At 40.5% G+C, this 19,136-nt stretch carries 20 protein-coding genes; 13 read left to right on the top strand and 7 right to left on the bottom strand.

The window, feature by feature from the left end; genetic code table 11:
* The first annotated feature begins 124 nt into the window (after positions 1 to 124).
* From GQR53_RS12980 to GQR53_RS12965, 4 genes are all read left to right on the top strand, one after another.
* Positions 125 to 1,300 carry a DUF1343 domain-containing protein gene (locus GQR53_RS12980; RefSeq protein WP_165744126.1) on the top strand — a complete coding sequence of 392 codons (1,176 nt, stop codon included), beginning with the start codon at positions 125 to 127 and terminating at the stop codon, positions 1,298 to 1,300.
* Between the two features lie 9 nt (positions 1,301 to 1,309).
* Complete coding sequence (gene pbp4b, locus GQR53_RS12975) at positions 1,310 to 2,968, top strand: penicillin binding protein PBP4B (protein ID WP_165744125.1); 1,659 nt, start codon at positions 1,310 to 1,312, stop codon at positions 2,966 to 2,968.
* 191 nt (positions 2,969 to 3,159) lie between these two features.
* The gene (locus GQR53_RS12970) at positions 3,160 to 4,536 is read left to right on the top strand and encodes a Na+/H+ antiporter NhaC family protein (protein WP_165744124.1); all 1,377 of its coding nucleotides are present in this window, start codon (positions 3,160 to 3,162) and stop codon (positions 4,534 to 4,536) included.
* A 237-nt stretch (positions 4,537 to 4,773) separates the two neighbouring features.
* Positions 4,774 to 6,516 (top strand): potassium/proton antiporter, encoded by a 1,743-nt coding sequence (locus tag GQR53_RS12965; RefSeq protein WP_165744123.1) that lies wholly within the window; start codon positions 4,774 to 4,776, stop codon positions 6,514 to 6,516.
* 277 nt (positions 6,517 to 6,793) lie between these two features.
* Here the strand turns inward: GQR53_RS12965 and GQR53_RS12960 are convergent, their stop codons facing one another.
* The 3 genes from GQR53_RS12960 to GQR53_RS12950 are packed head-to-tail and all read right to left on the bottom strand — an operon-like array spanning position 6,794 to position 8,655.
* Positions 6,794 to 7,417 (bottom strand): hypothetical protein, encoded by a 624-nt coding sequence (locus GQR53_RS12960; RefSeq protein WP_165744122.1) that lies wholly within the window; start codon positions 7,415 to 7,417, stop codon positions 6,794 to 6,796.
* Positions 7,404 to 8,012 carry a sigma-70 family RNA polymerase sigma factor gene (locus GQR53_RS12955; protein WP_165744121.1) on the bottom strand — a complete coding sequence of 203 codons (609 nt, stop codon included), beginning with the start codon at positions 8,010 to 8,012 and terminating at the stop codon, positions 7,404 to 7,406. The genes GQR53_RS12960 and GQR53_RS12955 overlap by 14 nt, the downstream gene beginning before the upstream one ends.
* 13 nt (positions 8,013 to 8,025) lie before the next feature.
* Positions 8,026 to 8,655, bottom strand: coding sequence for an energy transducer TonB (locus GQR53_RS12950; protein WP_165744120.1), 630 nt, complete (start codon positions 8,653 to 8,655; stop codon positions 8,026 to 8,028).
* Positions 8,656 to 8,811: 156 nt separating this feature from the next.
* Here GQR53_RS12950 and GQR53_RS12945 point away from each other — a divergent pair, with 156 nt between their 5' ends.
* The gene (locus GQR53_RS12945) at positions 8,812 to 9,318 is read left to right on the top strand and encodes a DUF3087 domain-containing protein (protein WP_024606258.1); all 507 of its coding nucleotides are present in this window, start codon (positions 8,812 to 8,814) and stop codon (positions 9,316 to 9,318) included.
* Between the two features lie 34 nt (positions 9,319 to 9,352).
* Positions 9,353 to 9,802: a low molecular weight protein-tyrosine-phosphatase gene (locus tag GQR53_RS12940; protein WP_165744119.1), complete on the top strand. Its 450-nt coding sequence runs from the start codon at positions 9,353 to 9,355 to the stop codon at positions 9,800 to 9,802.
* 50 nt (positions 9,803 to 9,852) lie between these two features.
* On the opposite strand, the gene GQR53_RS12935 is transcribed toward GQR53_RS12940, so the two are convergent.
* Complete coding sequence (locus GQR53_RS12935) at positions 9,853 to 10,965, bottom strand: energy transducer TonB (protein ID WP_165744118.1); 1,113 nt, start codon at positions 10,963 to 10,965, stop codon at positions 9,853 to 9,855.
* A gap of 249 nt (positions 10,966 to 11,214) precedes the next feature.
* Here GQR53_RS12935 and ribA point away from each other — a divergent pair, with 249 nt between their 5' ends.
* The 6 genes from ribA to csrA all read left to right on the top strand — a co-directional run bounded on the left by ribA (position 11,215) and on the right by csrA (position 17,287).
* Complete coding sequence (gene ribA / locus GQR53_RS12930; protein WP_165744117.1) at positions 11,215 to 11,838, top strand: GTP cyclohydrolase II; 624 nt, start codon at positions 11,215 to 11,217, stop codon at positions 11,836 to 11,838.
* Positions 11,839 to 11,919: 81 nt separating this feature from the next.
* Positions 11,920 to 12,708 (top strand): BPSS1780 family membrane protein, encoded by a 789-nt coding sequence (locus GQR53_RS12925; RefSeq protein WP_024595741.1) that lies wholly within the window; start codon positions 11,920 to 11,922, stop codon positions 12,706 to 12,708.
* Positions 12,708 to 13,160, top strand: coding sequence for a regulatory protein RecX (locus GQR53_RS12920; protein ID WP_002961933.1), 453 nt, complete (start codon positions 12,708 to 12,710; stop codon positions 13,158 to 13,160). The genes GQR53_RS12925 and GQR53_RS12920 overlap by 1 nt, the downstream gene beginning before the upstream one ends.
* Before the next feature lie 19 nt (positions 13,161 to 13,179).
* The gene (alaS, locus tag GQR53_RS12915) at positions 13,180 to 15,780 is read left to right on the top strand and encodes an alanine--tRNA ligase (protein ID WP_165744116.1); all 2,601 of its coding nucleotides are present in this window, start codon (positions 13,180 to 13,182) and stop codon (positions 15,778 to 15,780) included.
* Between the two features lie 6 nt (positions 15,781 to 15,786).
* The gene (locus GQR53_RS12910) at positions 15,787 to 17,004 is read left to right on the top strand and encodes an aspartate kinase (protein ID WP_024597680.1); all 1,218 of its coding nucleotides are present in this window, start codon (positions 15,787 to 15,789) and stop codon (positions 17,002 to 17,004) included.
* A gap of 91 nt (positions 17,005 to 17,095) precedes the next feature.
* Positions 17,096 to 17,287 carry a carbon storage regulator CsrA gene (csrA, locus tag GQR53_RS12905; protein ID WP_004587515.1) on the top strand — a complete coding sequence of 64 codons (192 nt, stop codon included), beginning with the start codon at positions 17,096 to 17,098 and terminating at the stop codon, positions 17,285 to 17,287.
* Between the two features lie 50 nt (positions 17,288 to 17,337).
* Here csrA and GQR53_RS12900 read toward each other — a convergent pair whose 3' ends face one another.
* From GQR53_RS12900 to GQR53_RS12890, 3 genes are all read right to left on the bottom strand, one after another.
* Positions 17,338 to 17,805, bottom strand: a complete 468-nt coding sequence (locus tag GQR53_RS12900; protein WP_165744115.1) for a YcxB family protein — start codon at positions 17,803 to 17,805, stop codon at positions 17,338 to 17,340.
* Between the two features lie 133 nt (positions 17,806 to 17,938).
* The gene (locus GQR53_RS12895; RefSeq protein ID WP_002961938.1) at positions 17,939 to 18,130 is read right to left on the bottom strand and encodes a hypothetical protein; all 192 of its coding nucleotides are present in this window, start codon (positions 18,128 to 18,130) and stop codon (positions 17,939 to 17,941) included.
* A 57-nt stretch (positions 18,131 to 18,187) separates the two neighbouring features.
* Positions 18,188 to 18,361 (bottom strand): DUF1328 family protein, encoded by a 174-nt coding sequence (locus GQR53_RS12890; protein WP_002961939.1) that lies wholly within the window; start codon positions 18,359 to 18,361, stop codon positions 18,188 to 18,190.
* Between the two features lie 518 nt (positions 18,362 to 18,879).
* Here GQR53_RS12890 and GQR53_RS12885 point away from each other — a divergent pair.
* On the top strand, positions 18,880 to 19,125 hold the full coding sequence (locus GQR53_RS12885) for an OadG family transporter subunit (RefSeq protein WP_165744114.1): 246 nt from the start codon (positions 18,880 to 18,882) through the stop codon (positions 19,123 to 19,125).
* Positions 19,126 to 19,136 lie beyond the last annotated feature (11 nt).

The following is a 19,136-nucleotide window of genomic DNA, read 5'->3' as shown; positions in this document are numbered from 1 at the left end:
GACCGCTGACCGCTGACCGCTGACCGCTGACCGCTGACCGCTGACCGCTAATTCTTAAAACCTGAGCTGCTCTTTAAACTTAGCTATGTTATTTTAAACGCCTTGTTTAAAAGGATATTGCAGTATGTTTAAAACCCTATTTATTACTTTATTTTTTATTTTTAGCGCCATTTTTATTGCAAGCGTGCACGCCCACGAAGTTAATAACTCACTTGTAGTAGGTGCGCAACAATATGCTAAATATTTACCGCAGTTAAAAAATAAACGTGTAGGGCTAGTCGTTAATCAAACATCAATGGTGGGGCAAACTCACTTAGTAGATGCGCTGCTGACTAAAAATATTAATATAACTAAAATTTTTGCACCTGAGCATGGCTTTCGTGGCGATCACGATGCGGGCACCCATGTGAAAAATGCCGTTGATGGTAAAACAGGTATTCCACTTATTTCTATTTACGGTAAAAATAAAAAACCAAGCCAAGCTGCTTTAGCCGATGTTGATGTGATTATTTTTGACATTCAAGATGTGGGAGTGCGTTTTTATACCTACATAAGCTCTATGCACTACATGATGGAAGCCGCTGCAGAGCAGGGGATAGAATTTTTAGTGCTCGACAGGCCCAACCCAAATATTGCCTACGTTGATGGGCCAATATTAGAGCCAGAATTTAAATCGTTTGTAGGAATGCACCCAATTCCTGTTTTACACGGCATGACCGTTGGCGAACTTGCCAAAATGATCAAGGGCGAGGGCTGGATCAATAAAGCGCCCGATTTAAAATTAACGGTGATCCCTGTTGATCATTACACTCGCAAAAGTACATACAGCTTGCCTGTAAAACCCAGCCCTAACTTACCTAACGATCAAGCCATTGCGCTTTACCCATCACTTTGCTTTTTTGAGGCAACGCCTATTAGCATTGGTAGAGGCACCGACTTTGCATTTCAAGTAATTGGCTATTCGCCAGTAGCATTAGGTGATTTTAATTTTACACCGCGCGCAATTAAAGGCGCTGCTTTAAACCCTAAATTTAAAAACCAAACCGTGCAAGGGCTCGATTTAAGACAAGCAAATATTACAGGTTTAAATTTAACTTACTTAATAAATGCGTACACGGAGCTTAGTAAAAATAACATCTCGTTTTTTGAGCGTGCTGACTTTATGGATAAGCTAGCGGGTACTAATAAATTGCGCTTAGCTATTGAAGCAGGGCAATCAGAAGCGCAAATAAAACAAAGCTGGCAGGCGGGACTTGCACAATTTAAAGCGCAAAGAGCGCCTTACTTGTTATATAAATAAGGGCTAAGCATGTTTATTGCTTTAAAAAATCAAAGGTATGGTTATATCAAACAAGCATTTATAGTGGCATTGAGCTTTATTATTGTGGGTTGTAGTACACCACCTGAGCCTATTAGCTCGGTGCTACCACTTACAAAAAGCCAGCTTGTAGAGCTGCCTAATGCACAAGTGGTTGTAACGTTTCCTGAGGTAAATCCAAGTAGCCGGTTTTATGTAAATAACCGAGGAACGTTTAAAGCTTACAAAGGGCGCGGGCAATTATTAATACAAAACCACAACGCACAAAGCGCCGATATTTACATTAATAATAAAAAGCTCGACGTTAACCAACTAAGCGCCAACACCTTATACAATTACAGTTTGGCAAAAAATACTCACAACGGTGTTAATACCTTTAAAGTTGAAAATATTCTCCCTGCTGGCGCAAGTTTAACGCTGCGTTTTGCATTTCCTACTTTAAGCGATGAACCAAAAAAGCATATAGATTTCAATGAAGTAGACACATTAATTGAACGCGATGTAAAAGCAGGTTTTCCTGGGGCTGTATTGGCCGTTATTAAAAATGGTGAGCTAATAAAGTTAACCGCCTATGGCGATGCAAAGCAATATCAGCAAAGTGATTTAATGCTACTTCGCCCAGAGCCCATGCAAACTAATACTTTGTTTGATCTTGCCTCAAACACCAAAATATTTGCCACAAACTTTGCACTTATGAAATTAGTAAGCGAAGGGTTATTAAATATTAATAAATCCGTACAAAGCTACCTAAGCGAATATAAAGGTGAAGGGCGAGCAAAGCGCACAGTAAAAGACTTACTCACACACAGCGCCGGATACCCGCCAGTATTTGACTTTCATCGTAAAGATGGCAGCTACGGCGACGCGTTTTATTCGCAAAACAGTAAAACCACCAAACAGCTATTACTTACCAGCGTGCCTTTTAGTAGTAAATCATCTGGGCAGCATGTTTACTCAGATATTGATTACATGATTTTAGGCGTACTCATTGAGCGCATAACTGGGCAGCCCCTTGACGAATACCTAGAGCAGCAAGTGTACGCGCCATTAAAATTAACTAACACGTTATTTAATCCACTTAAAAAAGGCTTTAAGCCGCAGCAATTTGCAGCCACTGAGCTTAGCGGCAACACACGAGACGGGCGTATTAAGTTTGATAATGTTCGCACCAGTGTTTTACAAGGCCAAGTGCATGATGAGCGCGCTTACTATTCTCTTGATGGCGTAGCAGGGCATGCAGGATTATTTAGTAATGCTCATGACTTAGCGGTGCTTTGCCAGCTATTACTAAATAATGGTGGCTACGGCGACCAACAATTATTTAGTGCAAGCGCCTTAGCGCAATTTTTAACGCCGCAACCAAGCGATGAGACCTACGGGCTTGGCTTTAGACTTGCTGGTAACAACCAAGCAAGGCGCTGGCACTTTGGCCCTTATGCAAGCGCGCAGGCTTATGGCCACACAGGTTGGACGGGTACAGTGACCGTAATTGACCCCGCTTACGACTTGGCTATTGTTTTACTTACCAATGCTCGCCACAGTGCAATTAAAGGCTCGCAAAAACGTTACGAATTTACAGGTAAACAATTTGAAACCGCGCAGTACGGATCGGTAGTGTCGCTTATTTATGAAGCGCTACTAAATCAATAAGCTATCGTATAGGTTAAAACGTACTAACAGCATTACTCTAAGTGATTTATTTACAGGTGACTTGAGTAAGGCAATCCATTAAGCTAAGCGGTTTACAAATCTAAGCCAGTTTATGCTGCTAGGCTTAACAAATAAGCGATAAAACGCGTACAAAGCGAGAGTGGCTCGCTAATAATTAAGGTTAACTTTTTATGCATTGGTATTCTATTTTACCGCCGCTAATTGCGATTGCTATCGTGTTTTGGCGAAAAGAAGTGATTATGGCGCTACTTGTTGCTGTTGCTTCTTCTGAGTTTTTACTTGCCTTTCAGGGCGAAGGTAATAGCTTGTTTGACACTTTTTTAAATACCATTGAACGTATTATTTCGGTTGCCAGCTCGCCAGGTAATACACGCATATTAATATTTAGTATTTTAATTGGTGCACTGCTTGCCTACATTCGCGAATCTGGCGGCGTTGCAGCAACTGTTAATATGCTAATGAACAAAGGAATTGCAAAAAGTAAGCGCCAAGTGGGCTTTTTAACCATGTTTACCGGCATTGCAGTGTTTATAGAATCTAACTTGAGCGTACTTACCTCGGGTATTTTATCGCGTGGCTTATTCGACAAATTTAAAATGAGCCGAGCGCGTCTAGCGTACATTATTGATAGCACCAGTGCGCCAGTGTGTATTTTAATACTACTCAATGGCTGGGGTGCGTTTGTACTTGGTTTGTTAGGTAACTACGAGCTAGGTGAGTCGGCTGTATCGGTGTTATGGGGCAGCGTAGGGTATAACTTTTACGCCATAATTACCCTTGCCATTGTTTTTTACACCATCGCGTTTGATAAAGTGCATGGCCCAATGAAAGAAGCCGAAGAAAAACTAGAGCTTCAAACAACTGACTTAAAAGAAGAAGTAAAAGGCTCTAAAGCGCGTTACATGTTAATCCCGCTTATTACGCTTATTACCAGCATGGTTGGCTTTATGTACTACACCGGTAATGGTGTATTAGCCGAGGGCAGCGGCTCTAAATCAGTATTATATGCAACGGTTTTAGCCATTGTTGTCGCTTACTTTTTAATGATTGGCTCACGTAAATTTACCCATCATCAATTAGTTGATACCGGCTTTAAAGGTATGGGCGAATTAATGCCACTGGTCGCCATTGTACTGCTTTCGCTTACACTTGGCGCAAGCTTAAAAGAGTTGGGTACTGGTGTATTTGTAGCGTCACTTGTTGGCGACTATTTACCTATTTACTTAATAGTACCGGTGCTGTTTTTAACCGGCGCAGTTATGTCGTTTACTACGGGTACATCGTGGGGCACGTTTGCTATATTAATCCCAATTGGTGTGCCACTTATTCAAGCGCTAGGTTTACCACCGTCGCTTGTGGTAGGTGCTATTTTGGGTGGTGGTATATTTGGCGATCATTGCTCGCCTATATCCGACACCAGCGCTGTATCGGCTATTGCATCGGGGTGTGACTTACTCACCCACGTTAAAACGCAGCTACCATATGCCTTATTTGGTGGCGGCCTTACGTTTTTAGCGTACTTAATAACAAGTATTATTGTTTTATAAAATACAATTACTTAAATAGTCAAAAGCCTGCTTATTGCAGGCTTTTTTGTTTTTAAATTAAGACCGAGGCTAGTAATACCAAACTTAACGACGCTCTAGCTATTAAATAAACTATTTAAATATAGACTGAAGTACCCGTATTTATATTTTTTAGGTTATTGTATAGCATGAGCTTTAAGCTTTTTGGTAGCTATAAATTCTTACTTTTTAACTCATATAAGGCTGTAAACCCACACTATGTTTGTAATTGATAATATCATTCTCGTTAGTGCCATTTTAATTTTACTTGGAGTGATCTCGAGCAAGTTATCTGCACGCGTTGGCTTACCAGTGCTGGTGCTATTTTTACTTGTAGGTATGCTCGCAGGTGAAGATGGTATTGCAGGTATTTCATTCGACAACGCAGAGGCCGCACATGCTCTGGGTACTCTAGCGCTTGCTATTATTCTATTTGATGGTGGCTTACAAACGCCCACCAGTTCAATTAAACAAGTGTGGAAACCCGCGTCTGCTTTAGCAACCATCGGTGTGTTATTTACCGCTGTAATTACAGGCCTTGTGGCCACTTATATTTTAGACCTACCCATATTACAAGGTGTATTACTGGGCGCCATTGTTGGTTCTACAGATGCTGCAGCCGTGTTTGCACTTTTACGAAGTGCGGGTATTCACTTGAATAAAAAGCTTAAATCGACCCTTGAAATAGAAAGCGCCTCGAACGATCCAATGGCTATTTTTCTAACGGTTGGTTTGCTCGAAATGCTCGTTAATGACATGCCAGTAGGGCTGGGTTTACTACAGTTATTTGCTCAACAAATGGGTGTTGGCGCTATTTGTGGTCTTTTAATTGGTAAAATATCGGTTTGGTTTATTAATCGAATTAAACTAAATGCATCGGGTTTGTATTTAGTAATGGTAACCGCATTTGGACTGCTTTCATTTGGCCTTTCTGCAACGCTCGGCGGCAGTGGATTTTTAGCTGTTTTTATAACGGGTGTTATTTTAGGGAACAGTAAATTTGTATATAAACGCGGTATTTTTCTGTTTCATGACGGCTTAGCATGGCTTGGGCAAATAACCATGTTTGTTGTATTAGGCCTCCTTATTAATCCGTCGTCATTGGTTGATGTATGGTTAGAAGGACTGCTTATTGCACTGGCACTCATTTTTGTTGCTCGCCCATTAGCGGTAGCGCCTATTTTAAAACTGTTTGGCTTTAATAATCGCGAAACCTTGTTTGTATCTTGGGTTGGCCTTAGAGGCTCAGTACCCATTATTTTAGCTATATTCCCATTACTATTTGGCCTTTCAGGGGCAGAACTTATTTTTAACGTTGTTTTTTTCGTGGTGTTAATTTCAGCCACGTTACAGGGCTCAACAATGCCGTGGATGGCTAAAAAACTAAACTTAGTAGAGCCGCCACCTGATTTGGCTGCTGCAACACTCGAAATCACAGCACTAAACGATATTGATATAGAAATTGTAGAATACACTTTAAGTGACGTTTCTCGGGTTTCTGGGCGCAACTTGTCACATGCTGCACTTCCTGAGAGTGTGGTTGTTGCTATGATTACACGGGGTCCGTCAATCATACCGCCTCGAGGCTCAACTAAGTTAAAACCAAACGATCATTTATTTGTTGTTTTAAAACCAGATAACAGACCTTTTGTTGATTTAGTTTTTACAGCAACTGATAAAACAAACCATCAAGATAGCCACTTAGCGCACAACGAACTTAAAGTGAAAGGGGTAACGTTGGTAGGCGATATATTTTACTCTTACCATATGCACATAGACGCCCCAGAGGGCATAAGTTTGGAAGAAGTAATTAACCAAAAGCTTTCAGGAGAAGTCAGTAAAAGCGATATTGTTGTTATTGGTAATGTGCAAATACGCGTTATAACAATGGTGCATACACGCATAGTTACCATTGGCTTAAAGTACTTAAATAATCCAGAAAAGCGACTTTTAAAGCAGTAATCATTAACAGTGATTTGTTTAGCTGTACTAGCTCAGACTTGATCTGACAGTTACCCATTTTTCTAATGGTGACTGTTAGATTTGAGCTAATACAATCTATATCAAAGATGAATACAACAAAATTACTAAAGAGCAATATCGTGATTTTATAGAGCTTTCCTCACTATTAGATTACATGGGCGATAGTTAACTATCTCTGTGCAGCGCGTAGCGCCTCTGTGTTCTCGGTGGTAATATTTATCTAAATTACCACCAACCTTAACTGAGCCAAACCAACCTAAGCCCCACACTGCCTAACCCCATTACCCGCATGTTTAAGCGCAATAATTTGCCCTTTGCTGTTATGCGCCATGGCGAGCATATCACCGGTATTTATATCGCTTTCAACCGCGTGTTTACCCTTTAAATCACTCAACAGTGAATGCTTAATTTGCACTAGCACCTCGTCATTACAGCTGGCTATGTACCAGTCGTTATCTACCTTCACTAGAGTGCCGTATTCTATGTGGCGTTGTTGGTGGCGGCGTAAATCGTTAGCTAATTGACTATCGAGCGCGTGTTTTTGCTCTGTAATAGAGCTTGCGTAGCTACCAGCTTGGTTTATTTCGTGTGTTTTAATAATTGAATAGTCGTGAATGTCTATAGTGTTAAGTGCGGTGTTATGTACGGTTTTAGGCGTGGTATTTATGCTGTTGTTATTATCAAACACAATAAAAGCAAATACACTCAGAGCGCAGGCAAGGCTGTTTAGCTGCAGCGTAAAGCCGAACTTTTTAGGCTTTGTGTGCGTGGCCTTTTTAACTAGCGCTTTTTGCTGAGTGCTTGTAAGTGTTGTGCGCGCTTTTCGCTCTTTGTAATGTTGTGTGAGCTTTTGATCAAACGGCTCATCAGGCTTGTTCATTGTTTGCTCCTAATAAACGTTTAAGGTTTTGCTTGGCATAGCGCAGCCTTGTTTTAATGGTCTCGAGGCTGCTTTGCGTTATAAGTTCTATGTCGGTGAGCGAAAAGCCTTCTTGTTGTAATGTTATGGCTTCACGCTGTACAAAGCTGAGTTGTTTTAGCGCGGCGTCGAACGCGTCATAACTAATATTTGAGCTGCCTATATGCGAGTCTCCACTAGTTAAGTCACCACTATTTAAATCGCTTTCGCTTTTATCATTTTGTGCTGCTAAATGCGTGTTTTCGTCAAGCTCTACAAAGTGCTGTTGCCTGCGGTATTCGTCAATGAGTGTGTTGCGGGCAAGTTTAAATAACCACGCTTTGGGTGTGGTTTGGGATTGGTAAAGGTGGCGTTTTTCGATTACTTTTAGCCATGTTTGTTGGCTTACGTCGTATGCTAAATGCGTATTAGATTGCGTAACAAGGTAGTGGTATAAGTCGTTACTGTAGAGGGCAATAAGCTGCTCTAAGTAACGATTGTCGCCACTTTTTGCGTAACTTGCCATGCAGTCCTTGCTTGGCGTTTCAAATAACCATGACTTAATACTTAGTAGCATAGGCTCATCGCTTTTATTGTTGTAATTTAAAATCGAGCTGTACAGTTTGACCTGTTTGTAATTGTGCCACACCTTCAATTACTTTGGGGCGATATTTCCAGCGTTTAATAGCTCTTATTGCTTCGCGGTCAAAGGTGCGTTTTGGCTCGGCGTTAATAACTACCGGGTCGATTACTTCACCCGTTGGCGAAATACTAAAGCTTAGTTGTACCCAACCTTCAATACCATCGCGCGCGGCTGTAGTTGGGTATTTAGGGTTTATGCGCACTATGGGTGTTGCATCCCCTGTAGGGCGATTAATGGTATTGTTAATGTCGCCACCAAAATCGTCAATTGTAACTGGCGTAAGGTCGCTAATTGCCAACACAGGATCGGCTGATGCATCAAGCGGTGGAGCTTTTTGCGGCACTTTAGGCATTGGCGGTGGCGGCTGTATTTTTTGTATATGCCTGACTTTTGAATCCTCAGGTGCCTGAAAAATCTCTACTATAATATCGCCCCCTGGTTTAACCGGTGCGCGTTGCTCGCCACTTATTAAATATTGCATAAACGCAAAAGCTGCAAAGGTCATTGCGGCGCCGCCAATAACGGCGCTCGATGTTTTAATAAATACTGGGTTGTTAGGTGCTTCAAGTGTGTGCATAAGCCGCTCCAAATTTTATTGACCACTACTATTAGGGTGTTTTCAAAGCTATAACGGGTGGCAAATCAAAAAGGGGTGAAATAATTTTATAAAAAATGTGGGGTTTAGTTACAATAGCCATTCGCATTCTTTTACTTATTAACTTTTTAGGCTGTTATGCAACTCATTGAAATAAATAAAGCGCGTTACCGTAAACATTTAAACCGTGTTATTGCAGGATGTGGTATTGGTTTGGCTGTAGGCAGCTTGGCTATATCGCAAACGCTGATTGCTTTATTTCCTGATGAAAGTGGCAGCCACTTTCATTGGAACTTAATAGGCGTTGCTATTACAAGCGTTGGGCTTGCGTGGTTACTTAATAAATACCGTACACATAGCTTTATGACTGAAGTTGTTTATGTGTGGGAGCTTAAAAAAGCACTTAATAAAATAACCCGTAAAATGGCTAAGTTAAAAGCCGCTGGCCGTGAAGGTAATGCTGATGCGTTATTAGCGATTCATTATAGCTACGCGGGCTCTCGGTTATTGTGGCAGCTAGACGATAACCTAATCACCATGGACGATTTAGCCATTAAACAAGCTGAGCTTGAATCTGTTGCAGCGCAACATAACGTAACGCTTAATGTTGAAGATTACGATGAAAGCATTTTAAAACAGTTTTAAAGCTTAGGTTTTTAAATTAGTTGGAGGAGCCTTAATGAAAAAAGTACTCATAGTGTGTTTAGGTAATATTTGCCGCTCGCCAACCGCAGAGGCGGTATTAAAAGCCCGCGCTAAAAAGCTAGGCGTTAACGTTAACGTTGATTCGGCAGGCACTATTGGTTATCACGAAGGTAAAACGCCTGATGGTCGCTCAATGGCAGCAGGGGAGAAGCGCGGTTACAGCTTTAAAGGTATTTATTCACGTAAAGTGCGTACAAGTGACTTTACTGAGTTCGATTTAATTTTAGCGGCCGATACGCAAAACTTAGCTGATTTAAAAGCCCAGTGCCCTGAGCATCTACAGTACAAATTAGCGCTGTTTTTAGAATATGGCGAGCAAGCCCAAAGCGCTATTCCCGATCCCTATTACGGCGGCGATGGTGGCTTTGAAAATGTGCTCGATTTAATAGAAGCGGCTAGCGATAAAATACTCGCTAAAATTTAGGACTAATTTATAAAGTTAAAAAGCGCCAAATGGCGCTTTTATATTTTAGCTTAGCGGTTAATTTTAAAGTCGAGTTGTACCTGAGAAATAGCGCTAACAGGTTTGCCATTTTCAAACTTTGGCGCGTAACGCCATTGCTCAAGCGCTGCTTTGGCTGATTTTTCAAATGCTCTACCGCCTTCTGAGCTAAGTACTTTTGGGTTTTTTACAAAGCCAGCTGCGTCTACCTCAAACTCCATAACAACGCTACCATCGGTACTAGATCTGGCTTTGTTAACTGGGTATTTAGGATTAACACGGTAAAGTGGTGTTTGCTCTTGCGATTCTTTCCATGGCACCATTTTAGCAATGGCTAGACAGTGTTTAGTTGCTTCTTCGCTTTTACCTTGTTTTTCGTACAGGCCAATAAGCTTAGAGTGAGCGCTTAGCTCTGCGCTGTGATCAAAGTTTAAGTTAGTATCGAATACAGTAACTATACGGTTTAGCCTTTCAATCGCTTGATTGTATTTTTTACGACCTTCTGCGAATGAGGCCATTAAAAAATCGGCTTTTATGCGCTCTAGTGAGTTTTCGGGTAAGTTTTCTTGGTAGTACTCGTCGGCTTCTTCTAGGTAGTTTTTAGCTTCTCGATATTTTTTAGAGCTATGCTTTCTAGCCAGTAGCGTTGCCGCTTCTAATTTCATATCGGCTACAAACTTAGGGTTATTTTGTGTTTTAGCTATTTCGATTACTTGTTCTAAAAGGTTAGCGGCTTGATATGCTGATGTTGTGTAGTTAGCTTTTCCGAGCAGTGCATCAACTGTTTCTATTGATTGTTTGCCGTGGTTTGCAGCTAAAATAGTATGGGCTTCGTTATAAAGGGTATAACGCTGCTCATTTAGCTCATCGGCGAAGCCTTTAATGGCTTTAGCGTAGTTAATAGCTAAGTTAGCGGTGTTATCTGAGCTTTTGCCATAAACAGTTTTACCCGATGTGTAAGCAAGCTTAGCAGTTTGTTGTACGTTTTTATTTGCTTTAACTGCTGCTAAATAGCTTTGGTATGCTTGGGTAAATACCGCTTGAGGATCGCTTGCTTGGCTTGCAAGTGCTGTAGTACTTAAAGTTGTTGCGCACAAAGCAGATAAACTTAAGCCTATAAATAAAGCGAGTTGTTGACGTTTCATAATAATCCCTATCGTTGTTTAAAATACAAAATACCAAACGCGTCTGTAGGTGTCACTGATTAAGGTAAATCAACGTAAATAACATTGGCTGTTATTTGTATTAATTTATTGCTTAACAATCATTGAAAATAACGCCTGTCGTCGCCATATATTTGCCATAAACAGTCTTGTACTACGGTGTATTCATCCTATCTTGTGATATTATCACTTTATTGTCGTGTCGTAGTTATTTAAATATTTGGATTTGTCGTGGCGCAAGTAAGAGCAAGAGTCCAGCTTAATGTTGGCAGAAATAGTGATATCCCTGCAGAAATAATCTCATTTACTGATTTAAATGATGGTAAAGAACATATTGCTATGGTGTTTAACAACGCTGATACAAAGCAAGATGTACCGCTTATTCGTATGCATTCAGAATGCTTAACGGGCGATGTATTTTACTCATCGCGTTGTGATTGTGGTGAGCAACTAAATGAATGTATTGAAATGATGCACCAGCAAGGCGGTATTTTATTATATTTACGCCAAGAAGGCCGTGGCATTGGTTTATACAACAAAATTGATGCTTACGTATTGCAATCGCAAGGTATGAACACCTACGAAGCCAATAATCATTTAGGCTTTGCTGATGATTTACGTGACTTTTCGGATGCGGTATTAATGCTCAATGCGCTTAATTTAAGCCACGTTAAATTAATGACCAATAATCCTAAAAAGCTTAACGCATTAAAAGATGCCGGTATTAATGTTGACTCGGTTGTGGGCACACATGCGCACATTAAAGCGGGTGTTGCTGGTAATAAATCGTACCTAGAAACAAAAATTAAGCATGGCGCGCATATGTTAGATATTAAGAAAATTAAAAAACCTTAATCATTTAATTACGTTTCGTCTATTAATACCCCCTCACGCCAAGTTATACTTGGCGTGTTTCGTTTTAAATTAAGAGCAAGTATGTCTACACAATTACGAATTTTTAAAGCCGATGCAGGGCTAAAGTGGTTAAAAGCCGGATGGCTTATTTTTAAAACCCAGCCAGCAACCTTTATTTTTATGCATTTATTTATTGGCATTGTAGGGCTGCTATCTTTATTTTTACCGCTGCTGCAAGTTGTGGCAGCGCTAGCTACGCCATTTTTAACCGCAGGGTTTTACCAAGCGGTGCTTAGTAAGCAGCAGGGCGGAAAAATTATGCTAGCCGATATTCTCAAGCCATTTACGGCTAAGGGAAATCGTTTAGGGTTATTACGTTTGGCGCTTTACCAAATGGGTGCGGGCATTTTAATGGCGTTACTTGCTAATGGCTTATTTGCCGATGCAGTGGCTGTTATGAGCCAGCCAGGACTTGATCCAAACGTAGCGCTAGAACAAATGCTTGAGAGTATTTCGGGCGCGAATGTAATTTTATTTTTTATGGCAATGCTAATTTATTTAACGGCATTTGCGTACGCTGTGCCACTTGTTTATTTTAGTAAAGAAACACGCATTTTAACGGCGCTTAAAAAATCGTTAATGGTGTTTTATCATAACATTTTGCCACTTGGCGTTTTTGGCCTTATTTGCGCATTATTTATGGCGCTTTCGATGTTCTTATCGTTCTTACCACTGTTGATTTTAATGCCGATTTGCTACATTAGCTTTTTTGTATCTTATCAAGCCATTTTTATGCCTGTTGTACCATTAAGTGACGACATTAATGTTAAGCCACTTAGCAGTGAAACAAGCGGACGTTTTGACGCTTAATGGATGATAAATTAAAGCAAAAACTAAAAAACTATGTACTTTGGTTACTAGGGCGCCAAGAATATTCGCGTCGTGAGTTAACGCTCAAATTACAGCAAAAAGAAGCGACAGAAGAGTTTATTGAAACGCTGCTTGATTGGTGCGAAAAGCACAATTTTATTAACGAGCAGCGATACTGTGAAGGCTTTGTAAGAAAACACATATTTAAATGCCACGGGCTTAAGCGAATACAAAGCGAAGCTATGGGCAAAGGGATTGATCGTTCGCTACTTGAAATGGTAGTTGAAGAGCTTGAAATAGATTGGTTTGAGCTTGCGCAGGATGCGTACAATAAAAAATATTCGAATACACCGCCAGACCTCGATTACAAAGATAAAGCTAAGCGCGTGCGCTACTTAATGTATCGGGGTTTTAGCTACGATGAAATTAATTTTGCAATGCAAGCACAGTAAATACAGGTGAGACTTTCAAATGCAGCACATGACTACCGCACAAATTAGGCAACAGTTTTTAGACTTTTTTGCCAGCAAGCAACATCAAATAGTACCTTCTAGCTCGCTTATACCGGGTAACGATGCCACGTTGTTATTTAATAATGCCGGCATGGTGCAATTTAAAGATGTATTTTTAGGCGCAGAAAGCCGCCCTTATACACGTGCGACAAGTTCGCAGCGCTGTGTACGTGCTGGCGGTAAGCATAACGATTTAGAAAACGTAGGCTACACTGCTCGCCACCATACATTTTTTGAAATGTTAGGTAATTTCAGCTTTGGTGATTACTTTAAGCAAGATGCAATTAAATTTGCGTGGGAGTTTTTAACTGAGGTTGTAAAACTACCAAAAGAAAAGCTGTTAGTAACTATTTACCATGATGACGAAGAAGCCTTTGGCTACTGGGCTAACGATATAGGCTTACCTGAAGATCGTATTATTCGTATTGCAACTAGCGATAACTTTTGGTCTATGGGTGATACCGGTCCTTGTGGTCCATGTTCTGAAATATTTTATGATCACGGCGAGCATATTTGGGGCGGTCCTCCGGGCACACCTGAAGAAGATGGTGACCGTTTCATTGAAATTTGGAACTTAGTATTTATGCAATACAACCGTCAAAGCGACGGGACTATGGAGCCACTTCCTAAGCAATCTGTTGATACAGGTATGGGCCTTGAGCGTATTTCAGCTATTTTACAAGGTGTGCATTCAAACTACGAAATCGACTTATTCCAAGGCTTAATTGCGGCCGCTGCAAGCGTTACCAATGCACAAGATATGGATGATAAATCACTTCGCGTAGTGGCGGATCATATTCGTTCGTGTGCATTTTTAATTTCAGATGGGGTTATGCCTTCAAATGAAGGCCGTGGTTATGTATTACGCCGTATTATTCGTCGTGCTGTGCGCCACGGTAACAAGTTAGGTGCTAAAGGCGCGTTTTTCTATAAATTGGTTGCTGCACTTATTGAGCAAATGGGTCAAGCGTACCCAGAACTTGCTAAGCAACAAGAAATTATTGAAAAAGTACTGCGTATTGAAGAAGAGCAGTTTGGTAAAACGCTTGAGCGTGGTTTAGCTATTTTAGAAGAAAGCTTGAGTGATTTAACCGGGGATGTGATCCCAGGTGACTTAGTATTTAAACTTTACGATACCTATGGTTTCCCTGCCGATTTAACAGCCGATGTAGCGCGTGAGCGCCAAATGACCATTGACCATCAAGGTTTTGAAGCATGTATGGCAGTGCAACGTAAAACAGCACAGCAAGCAGGCAAATTTGGTGCAGATTATAATGAGCAATTAAAATCAGATAAGCACACTGATTTTAAAGGCTATGATAGTAATCATTACCGTGGCACTGTGGTAGAAATTTTTGCCGGTGGCGAATCGGTATCGTTACTTGAAGATGGTCAACAAGGTATTATTGTTTTAGACCGTACTCCGTTTTACGCTGAATCAGGCGGCCAAATTGGTGATAGCGGAACAATTACTGTTGCCGGTGGTGAGTTTAATGTAACGAATACCACTAAATTGGGTAATGCTTTTGCTCATCATGGAACAGTTCAAGGACGTATTGGCGTTAACGATAAAGTGGATGCGACTATTGACGATGCGCGCCGTGACAGTATTAAGAAAAACCACACCGCTACGCATATTTTGCATGAAGCACTGCGTCAGCTTTTAGGTGAGCACGTATCGCAAAAAGGCTCACTTGTGCAGCCAGATCGTCTGCGTTTTGACTTCTCACATTTTGAAGCGGTGACCAAACAAGAACTGCGCGAAATTGAACGCGTAGTGAATGACGAAATTCGTCGTAACTTTGCTCTTAACACTGAGCTAATGGCAATTGATGATGCTAAAGCCAAAGGTGCAATGGCACTGTTTGGCGAAAAGTACGATGACGAAGTACGCGTTGTGACTATTGGTGATTACTCAATCGAGCTTTGTGGTGGTACACACGTAGAGCGTACGGGTGACATTGGTTTATTCAAAATTGTATCTGAAAGCGGTATTGCTGCTGGTGTTCGCCGTATTGAAGCGGTAACAGGTGCAGAGGCAATTGCTTATGTAAGCGAGCAAGAGCAACAATTACATGATGTAGCTGCTTTAGTTAAAGGCGATAGCGCATCGGTACTTGAAAAAGTTACTGCGTTACTTGAAAAGTCTAAAGGTCTTGAAAAGCAAATTGCGCAACTTAACGATAAGTTAGCAAGTGCAGCTGGCGCGTCTTTACTTGACTCGATTGTTGAAATTAACGGCGTTAAGCTACTTGTAGCAAACGTTGAAGGTACTGAATCTAAAGCGCTTCGCGGTATGGTTGATGACCTTAAAAACAAAATTGGCTCAGGTGTTATTGCACTGGGTGTTGCCAGTGGCGACAAAGTAAGCCTAATTGCTGGTGTTACTAAAGACTTAACAGGCAAAGTAAAAGCCGGTGAGTTAGTTAACCACATGGCAGGCCAAGTAGGTGGTAAAGGTGGCGGTCGTCCAGATATGGCACAAGCTGGTGGTAGTGAGCCACAAAACCTTGCTGCTGCACTAGATAGCGTTACAGCTTGGTTAACTGAGCGTACTTAAGCCTAAGTGGCGCTTATTGTTCAAAAATTCGGTGGCACTTCGGTCGGCTCAATAGAGCGAATTGAAGCAGTCGCCGACCTTGTTGTAAAAACCAGACAACAAGGACATCAAGTGGTTGTGGTGCTCTCGGCTATGTCGGGAGAAACCAACCGCTTAATTAATCTCGCCAAACAAATTGATACTCGCCCGAGTAGCCGTGAACTAGATGTACTAATTAGCACCGGAGAGCAGGTTTCTGTATCACTACTTGCTATGGCTATTATAAAACGTGGCCACTCTGCTGTGAGCCTATTAGCCGATCAAGTCAATATTTTAACCGATAACATGTTTGGTAAAGCTCGTATTGCAGAGGTTGCTGCTACGCGTTTAAAGCATGAGCTTGAGCATAATCGTATTGCTATTATTGCTGGGTTTCAGGGGCGTGATGTTGAGGGCAACATTACAACGCTTGGGCGCGGCGGCACCGATACATCGGCTGTAGAAATAGCAGCGGCTATAAAAGCTGACGAATGCCAGATCTATACAGACGTTGACGGCGTATATACTACAGATCCTCGTGTTGAACCTAACGCGCGCAGAATGAGCCAAGTTACCTTTGCCGAAATGCTAGAGCTGGCAAGTTTAGGGGCGAAAGTTTTGCATATTCGCTCAGTAGAAGCCGCAGGAAAACATAATGTGCCACTTAGGGTGCTTTCGAGCTTTAATCCCGATGAAGGTACATTAATAAGTTTTGAGGAGAACGATATGCCAAGCAAGGTTGTATCGGGGATTGCGTTTAATCGTGACGAATGTTTAATTAAGGTACAAGGTGTGCCAACGGGCACGCAATATCTTTCAAAAATATTGAAACTTTTTGCCGAAAATGGCATCGAAATAGATATGATTAATCAAGTTAATCATAACTTTGAAAAAATAGACTATGCTTTTACTGTGCACTCGAATGATTATCTGCAAGCACTTGAATTATTGAGTGAAGATCAAGCTCAGCTCAGTGCTCAAAATATAAGCGGATTGCAAGCAGTAGCTAAAGTTTCTGCTGTTGGCATGGGTATGAAATCACATTCTGGTGTCGCTAGTTTATTTTTTGATGCATTAGCGCAGGAAAATATTAATGTGGTTTTAGTCTCGACTTCAGAGATTAAAATTTCAGTTTTAATAGATGAAAAGTACTTAGAGTTGGCTGTTCGTGCATTACACAAGGCATTTTTAACAGAAAATGGATAGATTGCGAGTTTTTACTTACTTTTCAGTCTAATTTTCATTAGTATGTTTAAGCGGAATCTTATAATTTTTATTGGAACATGGGAGCAAGAGAATGCTAATACTAACTCGTAGAGTAGGTGAAACCCTAATGATTGGTGACGAAGTAACAGTTACTGTTCTAGGTGTTAAAGGAAATCAAGTTCGAATCGGTGTTAATGCACCAAAAGACGTATCAGTGCATCGTGAAGAGATTTACATGCGCATACAAGCTGAAAAGTCGAACCCTAATCCGGGCAATGCTTAATCAACACGTATACGTAGTTGAGTAATTAACTCAACTAGACTAAAAGCCACTCACTGAGTGGCTTTTTTGTTTATAAAAGCGAGTGTTTCAGGACTAAGTATTTGTTTTGATATGTACTGCATGCCGCTTTTGTTTTTAATAATAATACCTTGCTGGGTGTCAATTACTTCGCTTATATTTTGCCATTCTAATTGATAGCTTTTGTAATGATTAGCAGATTTAATACCTTCTTCATCAAAGGTAAGTGTTACCTCAGAGCCTGATGCTCTGCTGAGCATTTGTCTGGTTACCCACCATGGTCTGCGATAGTAAAAAGCGACGCATTCGAGTACCGCTAACATGATCATAAACGATCCTAAGTAATGATCATCTAAAACATAAATGCCAAATAAACCAAGCGCAACTAACAACACAAGTAAAAAGTATTTAGGTTTTGCACGCTTACTATAAGGGAGTGACTCATCAAAACACTCGTAAAAGTAGGGTTTATCTAATGTGTAGGTGGTTGTGAATGCCATTTTGCCTTGCTTTAAATATCGTTTTTTTTATTTTAACAAGCTAACTGCTAAATGAGCAGCTTTATAGTCAGTGATTTTATTACTGGCACAAAAAAACGGCTCGAAAGCCGTTTTTTTAGCGGTACAAGAAGAATTAACAGTTAGTTTCTTCAGCGTTCACGCCTTCTTTAACATTTTCACATGCATCTTCAACAGAGTTTTGCACGTCAGTTACTGCTTCGTCGATACGTTCGCCAGCGTCTTCTGCATGGTTGTCTTCACAACCCATCATGAAAAAACCTGCAAATACTGCGATTAGTGCTGCTTTTAAAGTTGTAGAGTTCATAGTGTAATTCCTTGTAAGTATTAATTAATTTTAGTGTTTGTTAGTTGAATGCTTTATCTACCTGGGTGATTTACCACGTAGTGCACCTGAAACTAATGAAATCACTAAAAGTACTAAAAAGATAAAAAATATAATTTTTGCTATACCAGCTGCGGCACCTGCGATGCCACCAAAACCTAACACTGCAGCGATTAAAGCAATAACTAAAAATGTAATTGTCCAGCGTAACATTGTTTTCTCCTTGGTTATCAAATTTGCTCATAACAACTAATGCCAGTTATATGCCAAAGTTTATTTTTTATAAATATCAATTGGTTATGGTTTTTTACTGTTGTTCTAGTTATTAGTTGGTTAGTAACTTTTACGCTTTGTTATGTAAGTTATTCACACTGTTGCAAATAACTGCTAAATATTCACTAAATAGGGTTTATTTGGTAAGACCAATTAACAAGTGGCAATGGCTTTGCATTTAATATTAAAAGTTGGTGTTTATTTTTACTTAGCTTGATAGTTAATTAACAACTTCCATATAACTATTAGCTATAGTCGTTATTTCTTGTATGTATTGTAGGGCGCGTGATTGCTGAGTTATAGCATGTAAATTAATTGAGTGTTATGTTGTGTATTGTTTAATTGGTTTTACCAATTTACAAGATGTAGACAAAGCGATTAGTTTTGTTATTATCCAGTGAATAAATATTTAATTAAATCGATTTTTTATTTTCGATATGGGTTTCAAGGGGAGAAAAATGGATATAGGTGCTCTACTCACAACGGCTGGTAACTTAATGCTTACTGGCATGGTTGGGGTGTTTGTATTTCTGTCGATATTAATTGGTGCAGTAACGCTTATGTCTAATTTGGTGACGCGCTTAAGCGAACCTGACGTGGCGACACCAGTTAAATCACCATCTTTTAAATCTCAAGGTGTGCCTAATGAGCACGTCGCTGCTATTAGTGCTGCCATTGCTCAGTACAAATCAAATAATAAATAAGGGGCACACAC

Origin of the sequence: Pseudoalteromonas sp. Z9A6 (genome assembly GCF_011378805.1) — a bacterium.
Taxonomy (GTDB): Bacteria; Pseudomonadota; Gammaproteobacteria; order Enterobacterales; family Alteromonadaceae; genus Pseudoalteromonas; species Pseudoalteromonas distincta.
This window is presented reverse-complemented; position numbering and strand designations above follow the sequence as displayed.